At 58.6% G+C, this 11,629-nt stretch carries 11 protein-coding genes and 1 pseudogene; 5 read left to right on the top strand and 7 right to left on the bottom strand.

The genetic code is table 11. The features are described from left to right. Nucleotides 1-854, top strand: an 854-nt coding sequence (locus JWR14_RS38255; protein WP_299720003.1) for a M3 family metallopeptidase, incomplete at its 5' end; no start/stop codon positions are given. Nucleotides 855-963: 109 nt separating this feature from the next. On the opposite strand, the gene JWR14_RS38250 is transcribed toward JWR14_RS38255, so the two are convergent. Then, complete coding sequence (locus JWR14_RS38250) at nucleotides 964-2,238, bottom strand: amidohydrolase family protein (RefSeq protein WP_299720001.1); 1,275 nt, start codon at nucleotides 2,236-2,238, stop codon at nucleotides 964-966. Nucleotides 2,239-2,535: 297 nt separating this feature from the next. Here JWR14_RS38250 and JWR14_RS38245 point away from each other — a divergent pair, with 297 nt between their 5' ends. The 3 genes from JWR14_RS38245 (at nucleotide 2,536) to xth (ending at nucleotide 4,107) form a co-directional block, all read left to right on the top strand. Then, nucleotides 2,536-2,844 (top strand): type II toxin-antitoxin system RelE/ParE family toxin, encoded by a 309-nt coding sequence (locus JWR14_RS38245; protein WP_299719999.1) that lies wholly within the window; start codon nucleotides 2,536-2,538, stop codon nucleotides 2,842-2,844. Then, nucleotides 2,841-3,134: an addiction module antidote protein gene (locus JWR14_RS38240; protein WP_299719997.1), complete on the top strand. Its 294-nt coding sequence runs from the start codon at nucleotides 2,841-2,843 to the stop codon at nucleotides 3,132-3,134. The genes JWR14_RS38245 and JWR14_RS38240 overlap by 4 nt, the downstream gene beginning before the upstream one ends. Nucleotides 3,135-3,315: 181 nt before the next feature. Beyond that, complete coding sequence (gene xth / locus JWR14_RS38235) at nucleotides 3,316-4,107, top strand: exodeoxyribonuclease III (protein WP_299719995.1); 792 nt, start codon at nucleotides 3,316-3,318, stop codon at nucleotides 4,105-4,107. Between the two features lie 169 nt (nucleotides 4,108-4,276). Here the strand turns inward: xth and ntrC are convergent, their stop codons facing one another. From ntrC to glnA, 3 genes are all read right to left on the bottom strand, one after another. Next, on the bottom strand, nucleotides 4,277-5,782 hold the full coding sequence (gene ntrC / locus JWR14_RS38230; RefSeq protein WP_299719993.1) for a nitrogen regulation protein NR(I): 1,506 nt from the start codon (nucleotides 5,780-5,782) through the stop codon (nucleotides 4,277-4,279). 148 nt (nucleotides 5,783-5,930) lie between these two features. Then, nucleotides 5,931-7,076, bottom strand: a complete 1,146-nt coding sequence (gene glnL / locus JWR14_RS38225) for a nitrogen regulation protein NR(II) (protein WP_299719991.1) — start codon at nucleotides 7,074-7,076, stop codon at nucleotides 5,931-5,933. A gap of 182 nt (nucleotides 7,077-7,258) precedes the next feature. Further along, nucleotides 7,259-8,674, bottom strand: a complete 1,416-nt coding sequence (glnA, locus tag JWR14_RS38220) for a type I glutamate--ammonia ligase (RefSeq protein ID WP_299719989.1) — start codon at nucleotides 8,672-8,674, stop codon at nucleotides 7,259-7,261. A gap of 365 nt (nucleotides 8,675-9,039) precedes the next feature. On the opposite strand from glnA, the gene JWR14_RS38215 reads away from it, so the two are divergent. After that, complete coding sequence (locus JWR14_RS38215) at nucleotides 9,040-9,504, top strand: rhodanese-like domain-containing protein (protein ID WP_299719987.1); 465 nt, start codon at nucleotides 9,040-9,042, stop codon at nucleotides 9,502-9,504. Between the two features lie 30 nt (nucleotides 9,505-9,534). Here JWR14_RS38215 and JWR14_RS38210 read toward each other — a convergent pair whose 3' ends face one another. From JWR14_RS38210 to JWR14_RS38200, 3 genes and pseudogenes are all read right to left on the bottom strand, one after another. Continuing rightward, nucleotides 9,535-10,347: a molybdopterin-binding protein gene (locus JWR14_RS38210; RefSeq protein WP_299719984.1), complete on the bottom strand. Its 813-nt coding sequence runs from the start codon at nucleotides 10,345-10,347 to the stop codon at nucleotides 9,535-9,537. Between the two features lie 21 nt (nucleotides 10,348-10,368). After that, nucleotides 10,369-11,226, bottom strand: a complete 858-nt coding sequence (locus JWR14_RS38205) for an EI24 domain-containing protein (RefSeq protein WP_299719982.1) — start codon at nucleotides 11,224-11,226, stop codon at nucleotides 10,369-10,371. A 214-nt stretch (nucleotides 11,227-11,440) separates the two neighbouring features. Further along, nucleotides 11,441-11,629: pseudogene (locus JWR14_RS38200) on the bottom strand (fatty acid hydroxylase); the annotation flags it as partial.

Below are 11,629 nucleotides of genomic sequence, written 5' to 3'. Positions count from 1 at the left end.
TCTATCTGGACCTGTACGCGCGCGAAGGCAAACGCGGCGGCGCCTGGATGGACGACGCCCGCTCGCGGCACAAACGCCGTGAAGGCGATGTACAGACGCCCGTCGCATATCTGACGTGCAACTTCTCCGCGCCCGTTGGCGGCAAGCCCGCGTGCTTTACGCACGACGAAGTCATCACGCTATTCCACGAATTCGGGCACGGCCTGCATCACATGCTGACGCGTGTCGATGAACTCGGGGTATCGGGAATTAACGGTGTGGAGTGGGATGCGGTCGAACTGCCGTCACAGTTCATGGAGAACTTCTGCTGGGAGTGGGACGTGCTCACGGACATGTCGGGCCACGTGGACACGGGCGCCACGTTGCCACGCGAATTGTTCTACAAGATGCTGGCCGCGAAGAACTTCCAGAGCGGTCTGGGCACGCTGCGCCAGATCGTGCTCTCCATGTTCGATATCCAGCTTCACAGCGACTACGATCCGGCCGGCGCGACCAACGTCAACGACTTCGCTCGCGAGATCAACGAGCGTTTCCACGTTGTGCCGCAAGCACCCTTCTCCCGCTGGACCAATACCTTCACGCATATTTTCGCGGGTGGGTATGCCGCCGGGTATTACAGCTACAAATGGGCGGAAGTGCTGTCGGCGGATGCGTATGCGGCGTTCGAAGAAGCCGCGAAGCTTGCCGGCGGATCGGTGCTGGATGCGACAACTGGCACTCGGTACCGTCGCGAAATTCTTGAAGTGGGCGGTAGCCGGCCAGCGATGGACTCGTTCAAGGCATTCCGCGGACGGGAACCGAATATTGATGCGCTGTTACGGCATAACGGCATGTCGCCGGAGGCTGCGCATTGAGGTTATGACAGCGGCGACGCTGTTTGCATGATTGAAGAAGACCGTTCCAGCGCGAGTTGGAACGGTTTTTTTATGCGGCTTTCTTGCGGTCATATTCGGGCCGCTCGTCTTACCGATCCAGCCGGAAACTCACTTCCTCCGGCCGCCCTTCCAGGCTGAGATTCGCCCGCATGGCCGGCGCCCGACTGACCACCTTGCCACGACGAAGCACAGCCGTTCGCGCTGCACGCAATCGAATGGCTTCAACCGGATCGCGCGCGTCCAAGACCACGCAATCCGCGTTGTTCCCCACGGCGATCCCGTACCCTTCGATACCCAGTATCTTCGCCGGCGTTGTTGTCACCGCTTCGAACGCGGCACGCATTGCGTCAATGCCCGTCATTTGCGCAACGTGCAAACCCATGTGCGCCACTTCCAGCATGTCGCCAGAGCCCAGGCTATACCACGGGTCCATCACACAGTCGTGGCCGAACGCTACGTCTACTCCTGCTGCCATCAATTCCGGCACGCGCGTCATGCCTCGACGTTTTGGGTAGGTATCGGCGCGGCCTTGCAGCGTGATGTTGATCAGCGGGTTCGCGATCGCGGCCACGCCGGAATCGCGGATCAACGGGATCAGCTTGCTCACGTAATAGTTGTCCATGGAATGCATTGACGTGAGATGCGACCCGGTGACACGTCCCTGTAAACCCAACCGATGCGTTTCCGCCGCCAAAGTTTCTATATGGCGTGACATGGGGTCATCTGACTCATCGCAATGCATGTCCACGCGCAGGCCTTTCTCCGCCGCGAACTCGCAAAGAATGCGCACGGACTCGGCGCCATCGGCCATCGTGCGTTCGAAATGTGGAATTCCGCCGACCACATCCACGCCCATTGATATCGCACGCTTTAGGTTCTCGAGCGCGCCCTTGCTGCGCAAGATGCCGTCCTGTGGGAACGCAACGAGTTGCAGGTCCAGATAGGGCTTCACGCGGCGCTTCACTTCCAGCAGCGCTTCGACGGCGAGCAGACGCGGATCGCAAACGTCCACGTGCGAGCGAATCGCGAGCAGGCCACGCGCGACGGCCCAGTCGCAATACTGCATCGCCCGGTCGACCAGTGCTTCCTGTGTCAACTCTGGCTTCAGCTCACCCCATAACGCAATTCCCTCCAGCAGCGTGCCCGACGCGTTCACCCGCGGCAAACCATAGGACAGCGTGGCGTCCATGTGGAAATGCGCATCGACAAACGGCGCGGTGACAAGGCAACCCGCTGCATCGATTTCCTCAGGGGCGCTCGCCGCGAGATGCGATTCAATCGCAGCAAAACGGCCTCCTTCGATTCCGATGTCCATCAGATCGCGGGAATCCGCAAGCGCCGCGCGTCGAATGATCAGGTCCATGGGGTTGTCCTTTCTCCAAGTGTTTCGATGATTGTAGCGGGACAGAAAGCACGATTTTCGGTGTGCTGGCGACGTTAGCCATCTGGTCGACTGCAGCAAGCTTCGTCGAACGATCACAGTTGACCACTCCACACGCCCGAAGGATGGCCGTGTGTCGCACCGTTCGAGTCACTCCGATGCTGATTTGCGTGCGATCAAGATCAAATCACCACATTCCATTGATGCCTTGAATTTTCGTATCCAATAGGATACAGTTCTTCGAGGCATCCCACTTAACGCTATCTGGGATCCACACGCATGACGAACACAATCAATCAAACGCACGACTTTTCGGTCTGGCTGTTGGGCGTGACTGATGTGTTAGCAAGAGCCGCCATCCTGGTTCGGATCAAACGCGCCGCACCGGGAAATTTCGGTGATTGTCATGACGTCGGCAGCAGTGTGTGGGAAATGCGGATTCACACAGGCCCGGGCTACCGTGTCTATTACGCGCGTGACGGCTTGACGGTTTATCTACTGTTGGCCGGAGGAAGCAAGCAAGGGCAGATATCGGATATCGCTCGAGCGAAGGCCATGTGGCAACGAATCAGACAGGAACGGAAATGAACTCGACTCACATTTCGACTTTCGATGCATCCGACTATCTCAATAGCGAAGAGGCCATCGCGGCCTATCTGAACGAGGCGCTTGCGTCGGGGGACTCCGACATCCTCTTGTCGGCTCTTGCCGATATCGTGAAAGCGCGCGGCATGTCGAAAGTTGCCTCCGAGGCCGGAGTGCAACGTGAAAGCTTGTACAAGTCGCTGGCTGAAGGCGCGAAACCCCGATTTGAAACCATCCAGAAAGTTGCCGCTGCGTTGGGAGTAAAACTCGTCGCCGTACCGGTGCATCATTGACACCCTTCCCGTTGAGAGCTTATGACCTGCGGCTCAGGTAAGCTGCGTCCACGCGTCAATCCATCGGGCCGATAACGCCGAACGGCCAACAAACGGCTTAGTATTTGCGGCTACAAATTTGCGGCTACAAATTTACGCCTACGGCTCATCACTGACGAGAGTCAATCTCCGCACTAATCAAATGAAAATTGCCACCTGGAACGTCAACTCCCTCAAGGTCCGCCAACAGCATGTGATCGACTGGCTGGCAACGAGCGGCGTCGACGTGTTGTGCTTGCAGGAACTCAAGCTCACCGACGATAAATTCCCCGTCGCCGAACTCGCGGCCGTTGGCTACAGAAGCTGGTTCGCCGGTCAGAAGACCTATAACGGTGTCGGAATTCTGGTACGCGACAGCCTGACGGTCGACGAGACCACGATCGTACGCAACATTCCCGCGTTCGAGGATCCGCAGCAACGCGTGATTGCCGCGACCGTCGAAGGCGTGCGGATCATCTCGGCCTATTTCCCCAACGGCCAGGCGCCGGGGACGGAAAAGTTCGCCTACAAGATGCGCTGGCTCGAGGCACTGCGCGACTGGATCGAACGCGAGATGAAGACGTATCCGAAACTCGCGCTTCTCGGCGACTACAACATCGCACCGGAAGATCGCGACGTCCACGACCCGAAAGCGTGGGAAGGCCAGAACCTTGTCTCACCCGAAGAGCGCGCGCATTTCGTGCAGTTGATCGAACTCGGACTCACGGACACCTTCCGCATGTTCGAGCAGCCCGAGAAGCTTTATACGTGGTGGGATTATCGAATGCTCGGGTTCCGTCGTAACGCGGGACTGCGCATCGATCACATTCTGGTCACAGCGGAACTCGCTGCGCGATGTACCGCGTGCGAAGTGGACAAAGTGCCGCGGAAGTGGGAACAGCCGTCGGATCACGCACCGGTGATCGCGACGATTAGCCATGTAGGGAATGGCTAGCAGCGGTGCGTTAACGCGAAACCTTTGCCAAGCGCGTAGGCGACTACGTTGTGCCTTGCCTGGAACGCGAGGCGTGAAGCCTTGAGGCCGCTCTCTCAAGTCATGCGTCTATAAACCACATCCGCAGAACCGCGGTGAGGGCGTCGTCAGACGCCCTCCACCATTCACCTCAAGCGTCCAGGTGCAACTCCTGAATCTTGCGTGTGATCGTATTGCGGCCGATCCCCAGCCGCTCGGCCGCTTCCACTTTCCGGCCGCGCGTGAAGTCCAGCGCCTCGCGAATCACCGCAGCTTCAAAGCGGCGCGCGAGTTCGTCCATGACATCGGCGGTATTCTCGCGCAGTAATCGTGCGACCTCGGTCCGCAAGCCGTTTTCCCAAACGCTCGCAGGAACGCCCGCAGGCGGCGTACCAAGCGAAGCAGGCAAACCGCCGGCACCGCCAGAAAGCGCCGAATTTGACCCGCCGCCAATTTCCGCCACCGAGGCTGTCAACGCTGTGCTCTCACCGGCATATTCCTGAGTCGGCGTGAGATCCGGCGGCAAATCCTTTTGCTCAATCGTTTGCGCTGGCGCCATCACGGTCAGCCAGTTACACAGGTTTTCGAGTTGCCGTACGTTGCCGGGAAACGGCAGCGATGCCAAAAACCCAAGCGCATCTTCCGACACGCGCTTCGGCTCAACGCCCAGATCACGCGCGCTTTTCTGCAGGAAATGCCGCGTGAGTAACGGAATGTCTTCACTGCGCTCGCGCAACGCAGGCAAGCGCAAGCGAATTACGTTGAGCCGGTGATACAAGTCCTCCCGAAACAATCCTTGCCGCACACGGGATTCAAGGTTCTGATGAGTCGCCGCGATCACCCGAACGTTCGCCTTCAGCGGGTTGTGGCCACCTACGCGATAAAACTGCCCATCGGATAACACACGCAACAGGCGCGTCTGCAGATCAAACGGCATATCGCCGATTTCATCGAGAAACAGCGTACCGTTTTCAGCTTGCTCGAAGCGCCCCTGCCGCATCGCCTGCGCACCCGTGAACGCACCGCGCTCGTGACCGAACAACTCCGACTCAAGCAGGTCCTTTGGGATCGCGGCGGTGTTCAATGCAATGAACGGGCCGTTCGCGCGCGGGCTATGTCGGTGCAGCGCACGCGCGACAAGCTCCTTTCCGGTGCCTGATTCGCCCGTGATGAGCACAGTGGCGGCTGAATGTGACAGACGGCCAATTGCGCGAAACATGTCCTGCATCGCCGGCGCCTGCCCGAGCATCTCGGGCGTTTCGGTGACGCTATTGTCGTAGGCTGCTTCACCGCGCATGCTTTCATCGACAGCACGACGGATCAGTTCAACCGCCTTGTCGACATCGAACGGCTTCGCCAGGTACTCGAACGCACCGCCCTGGAACGCAGCCACCGCGCTGTCGAGATCGGAGAACGCCGTCATGATGATGACCGGCAAACCGGGCAGCTTGTCGCGCACGGTTTGCAGCAATTCGAGTCCCGAACCGCCCGGCATGCGGATGTCGGACACAAGTACTTGCGGACTCTCCTGTTCGAGCGCGGTCAGCGCGTCCCGGACGCCGGAAAAACTGCGCGTAGCGAAGTTCTCTCTTGCGAGCGCTTTTTCAAGCACCCAGCGGATGGATTGGTCATCGTCTACTATCCAGATCGGCTTCATATAGTTCGGCGAGATGTCTTCGTGTGGTTCGGTATAAGCCCGTCGAAACGGTCAGGCGCACTAGCGCTTTTCAAAAATGTCGATGAACCCTCGTGATCGATCCTTAACTCCACATACCTCGGTGCTTCGATCCTTCATCGGTGTCCGATCAGCCTTCGAACGGCAACAAGATGGTGAACTCGGTGCAACCCGGCTTGCTTTCCACCTCGATCAACCCATCGTGCTGCTGCACGAAAGTCTGTGCGAGCGTAAGGCCCAGTCCACTGCCATCTTCCCGCTCGGACACAAGCGGATAGAAAATCCGGTCGCGTATCTCTTCCGGGATACCGGGACCGTTGTCAGTGATATGCAAGTCCAGTGCCAGTTTGTGCAGGCGCTTGCCGATTGTCACTTTGCGCGCAATACGCGTACGCAACTCGATACGCGCATCGCCTTGTGAGATGCGTTCGCGCAGCGCTTCCGCCGCGTTGCGCACGATATTGAGCAATGCCTGAATAAGCTGCTCTTTATCGCCACGCAAATCGGGCACACTCACGTCGTAATCGCGATCAAGCGTGAGGCCACGCGGAAACTCGGCGAGAATCACAGCGCGCACGCGCTCGCATACTTCGTGAATATTCACGTCGCCAACAATATGCGGATGCCGGTGCGGCTCGAGCAACCGGTCCACCAGGGTTTGCAGGCGATCCGATTCCTTGATGATCACCTGCGTGTATTCCCGCAACTCATCGCGTTCACGCGCGCCCAGCTCGAACTCGAGCAACTGCGCTGCGCCTCGAATGCCGCCAAGCGGATTCTTGATCTCATGCGCGAGGTTGCGAATCAGTTGCTTGTTGACCGCGGTCAGATCGTGAATACGCTCTTCGCGGTCAGTCTTCAAATGCCGTTCGTTTTCGAATAGCTCGAGCAGCACGTAATTCGGTGCGACTTCCAGATACGCCACAATCGCGTGAACATGCAGCGGCTCGCGGCCGGGACGTTCGAGCACGGCGTCGAGATGCGTTGCGTTGAAACGATGATCCGCAATCGACGCAATGGTCGTCACCAGCTCGTCCGCATTGGCGAATAGTTCGGGCCATGACGTTTGAGCCAGTTGCTTGCGCGAACGCTCGAGCATGGCTTCCGCCGACGGATTCGCGAAAGCGATCTTGAGGCTCAACTTGTCGAGCACAAGCACAACCGTGGGCAGCGCTTCCATGCCCGGCAGCAAATGTGTGGCGACGAGCGCAGCGTCGTCGGACAACGAATTGTCGGGAGGACTCTTTCTCGCCTTGATGAGATTCTTGAGAACCATCGTGCAGTGAGACCCCGTCTATAAAACCCCGTCTTGAAACTTGTCAGGAGAAGTGCCGGCGATTAAAAAAAGGGACGGCACGCCGTCCCTTTTTTGATCCTCCGATACTCCTGCTTCGCGTCATGCAACGCACTTCTCCGCAAGACAGCAAACGAAGAAGTACGTGCGCCGTGCAACGCGCTTTACAGCGAGTAGTACATTTCGAACTCGATCGGATGCACAGCCTGGCGATAGCGCTGCAGTTCATTCGTCTTCAGTTCGATATACGCGTCCAGCATGGAGTCGGTGAACACGCCGCCAACCGTCAGGAACTCACGGTCAGCGTTGAGCGCGTCCAGCGCTTCGTCGAGGCCGGCACACACGGTCGGGATCTTTGCATCCTCTTCCGGCGGCAGGTCGTACAGGTTCTTATCGGCTGCTTCGCCCGGGTGGATCTTGTTCTGCACGCCATCCAGACCGGCCATCATCAGTGCCGAGAAGCACAGGTACGGGTTCGCCATCGGATCCGGGAAACGCGTTTCGATACGGCGGCCCTTCGGGTTCGATACGTGCGGAATGCGGATTGAAGCCGAACGGTTCTTCGCCGAGTAAGCGAGCTTGACCGGTGCTTCGAAGTGCGGCACGAGACGCTTGTACGAGTTTGTCGACGGGTTCGTGATCGCGTTCAACGCGCGAGCATGCTTGATAATGCCGCCGATGTAGAACAACGCGAATTCCGACAGACCTGCATATCCGTCGCCGGCGAACAAGTTCTTGCCGTCCTTCCAGATCGACTGGTGAACGTGCATGCCCGAACCATTGTCGCCCACGATCGGCTTCGGCATGAACGTCGCCGTCTTGCCGTACGTGTGCGCTACGTTATGGACGATGTACTTGAGCTGTTGCGTCCAGTCGGCGCGTTGAACCAGCGTCGAGAACTTCGTGCCGATTTCGTTCTGGCCCTGGCCCGCCACTTCGTGGTGGTGCACTTCAACCGGAATACCGATTTGCTCGAGCAACAGGCACATTTCCGAACGGATGTCCTGGAATGTGTCGACCGGAGCAACCGGGAAATAACCGCCCTTCGTGCCCGGACGATGACCTGTGTTGCCGCCTTCGAATTCCATCGACGAGGACCACGGTGCTTCTTCCGAACCGATCTTGACGAAGCAGCCCGACTGATCTGCGCTCCAGCGAACCGAGTCGAAAATGAAGAATTCAGGTTCCGGACCGAAGAAAGCGGCGTCGCCCAGACCCGAGCTCTTCAGGTAGGCTTCAGCGCGCTTTGCCAGCGAGCGCGGATCGCGTTCATAACCTTTGCCATCTGCCGGTTCCACCACGTCGCAGGACATCACGAGCGTCGACTCTTCATAGAACGGGTCGATGAAGGCGGTATCCGCATCCGGGATCAGCAGCATGTCCGACGCTTCGATGCCCTTCCAGCCGGCGATAGACGAACCATCGAAAGCGTGGCCGCTTTCAAACTTGTCTTCGTCGAATGCCGAAACCGGCACCGAAACGTGTTGTTCTTTACCGCGCGTGTCCGTGAAACGGAAATCGACAAACTTGACGTCCTCGTCCTTGACGAGTTGCATGACGTCGGCCACGGATTTGCTCATTACCTATCTCCTGATTAACAAAAGTCGACGAACTCAATTCGCCGCCTAACCGATTCGAAACCATCGGCAGAGTCAAAAGCAGCTTCCATGCCAAGTGCACCATTGTTGCGCTAAGCAGTTGAAGCTGCGCGCTTTTTCGGGGAAGCACCACCACCCTTCAAGGGGCTTACTCGATCAAAATCTCTTAGTTGCGCACATATTCGGTGCATTCGAAACTGAGACCCATAACGTTAGCACTGATTCGGGGCAATTCAAACGCTTCGCACCAGTCCGATGCGTTCTGACGCCTCACCCAGCCACGGTGATCGAAGCACTGGCAGCGAGCTAGAATGCCTGATTAAAATGTCCGATTGGAGACCTCATTCATGAGCACGCTCGAGCAGTTATACGCCCAGGCCACACTTCGCGCCGATCAAAACCAGTTGCCTTACGCAGGCGCCATTCTGCCCGCCGAAGCTTTCGAACTTCTTCAACTCGACCCATCCGTTCGCCTGGTCGACGTGCGCACACGGGCCGAGCTCGATTGGGTTGGGCGGCCGGCCATTGACACCGCACAGTACTCGCACGTGGAGTGGATTCAGTACCCGGGCTCTGTCCCGAACACGGCGTTCATGGAGCAATTGCGCGAGGTGGCCTCGCCTGACACCCCCGTCCTGTTCCTCTGCCGCAGCGCCGCGCGTTCGAAACTGGCCGCGGTCCTGGCTAAGAAGGAGGGTTTCACGAAGGCCTTCGACCTGCTCGAAGGTTTCGAGGGCGACAAGGACGGACAGGGTCACCGCAAAACCGTTTCCGGCTGGTGCTTTCGCGGCCTGCCCTGGATCGGCGCTTAGGTCCTCCGGATGCTGGGGCGAATTCGTGGCTTAGGCCGCTGCGCCCGGTTCGATCTCCACTATCTCGCCACCGAGCGCGGCCACGCCTTCGCGCAACCGGGAGAAAGCGGCATTCGCTGCTTCGGGCTCGCCTTTGACCCCGAGATCAATGTGAGCGCGCCCGAAGACCTCCCCTCGCGCCGCGTCGCCGACGCTTGGCAGGCTGAAGACACGCACTCCGGCGAAATCGTGTTCGATTGACTCCATCAGCGGCGCGATACGCGATTCCGGCAACCCGAAGACAAGCACCGAACGCTCTACATAAGGCGTTGCGTGATGGAGGTCCGCATATTTAGTGTCCAGCACCCATTCAATCATTGGCCATGCCATGACAGGAAAGCCAGGCACGAAATGGATGTTCCCGACCGAAAAACCAGGGATTCGGTTATAGCTGTTCGGAATAATGCTCGCGCCCTTCGGGAACGTGCCCATGTTCAACCGATGCAGGTTCTCCGGCAGGTCAAGATCCACCGGCTTGTCGCCCGCCGTTTCCCTGATCCGCGCCCGGATCAGTTCCGCCGCTTCCGGATGCAACTCAAGCGGCACTCCGAGCGCCGCAGCCGCACATTGACGCGTGTGGTCGTCGGGCGTGGCACCAATCCCACCCGTTGAAAATACGACATCGCCCGACGCGAACGCGCGCTTGAGCGTAGCCGTGATGCGCTCGCGATCGTCGCCAATATATTCCGCCCACTCCAGCGACAATCCCCTCGCTGACAACAATTCGATAACTTTTGGTAGATGCTTGTCGGTCCTTCGACCGGACAATATCTCGTCACCAATGATGATCATGCCAAAGCCCATGAATGCTCCCTGATCTTGAAATTAGCCGGAAATTCGAAACTCGGCCGGTGCGCCGGGACCGCTCAGCGGAGGCGACACAGCAGTAGTTTCCGTCCGCAAGCGCTCCAGCGCATGCAGGCAATAGTGCGCGAACCAAAGCGCCGAAAAAACGAGGATGAATGCGTAGATCCAGATAGTTGCCGCCGCGACGACCGGAAACAACGGCAACAGCCAGACCGACCACGCCCAAAGCATGGTCGGCAACGATCCCAGCAGCCCGCTGATCACGCCGATCCCGAACAACGGCCAGCGCGCACGACGCACGATAGTCCGGCGCTCCTCCGCGCTAGCGTGCAACGCTAACGCGTCGTAAGTCATGACGCGATAAGTCAGCCAGCCCCACAGAACAGGCGGAATGATCGCGAAAAACGGCGGGATCAGCCACAGCGGCAATGTCACGACCAGCAGCACGAGACACACGACCGTGGTGATCACTGAATGCCCAAGACTCCCGTACCAGGAGCCCCCGCGTCGCATTTCAAGCGACGCGTACTGACGCCGCGTCAGCAGCTTGATCACCGAAGGCATTGAAAGCGTCGCAATGAGCAACAAAATGGTCACGACGATCAACGGAATCGCCATGATCACGATAAAAAACGGCGCAATTACCGCATGTAGGGACGAAAATCCGATCGAATCGAACAAGCGGTACATGGCGGAAGTGAGTGCCCAGCCATCAAGCCAGTTACGCGCGGCGCCTGTCAGCGTTTGCCAGAAAAACCACAGGAGGGCGCCCCATGCAACGGTCGCCACAGCGAACGGCATGAACGTCAGCCACAGCATCCTCGGGTGAAAAGCGTTCGCGAGCGCGCGCACGAACGAACGCAGCAAGTCATTCATGCAAAGGTCGTCTGAAAGGGAAAGAAGACAGGATAAACCACTGAGTGCATGGCGCGCTGCTCGTCCGTTCGGCTAACGCTGCCAGTCAAAACGACTTCGCCGGCTGGAAGCCGGCGAAGAGGACTGAGACGCTACAAACTGAGCAGGTTCAAACAAAATACATACGCTCAGACAGGAGCTCCTGAACGAGCCGATTTTGATCAAGCACGGCGGCCTAAACGGCGGCTGCGTCCGAATCCGAACCCGGCGCACGGGTCGCCCGATGCGACACGATGCGCTCGCCAATGCGCTTGAACGCAAGCCAGTGCTGCTCGATGAAACCATCGCCGTAATTGCGTCCAGGCTTGTCGGCCTCCGCCAGCTGATCGCGAATGCCGGTCGGCTCGAGCTCCCGGTTCCACGA

Source organism: Caballeronia sp. (assembly GCF_028292365.1).
Classification (GTDB): Bacteria; Pseudomonadota; Gammaproteobacteria; order Burkholderiales; family Burkholderiaceae; genus Caballeronia.
This window is presented reverse-complemented; position numbering and strand designations above follow the sequence as displayed.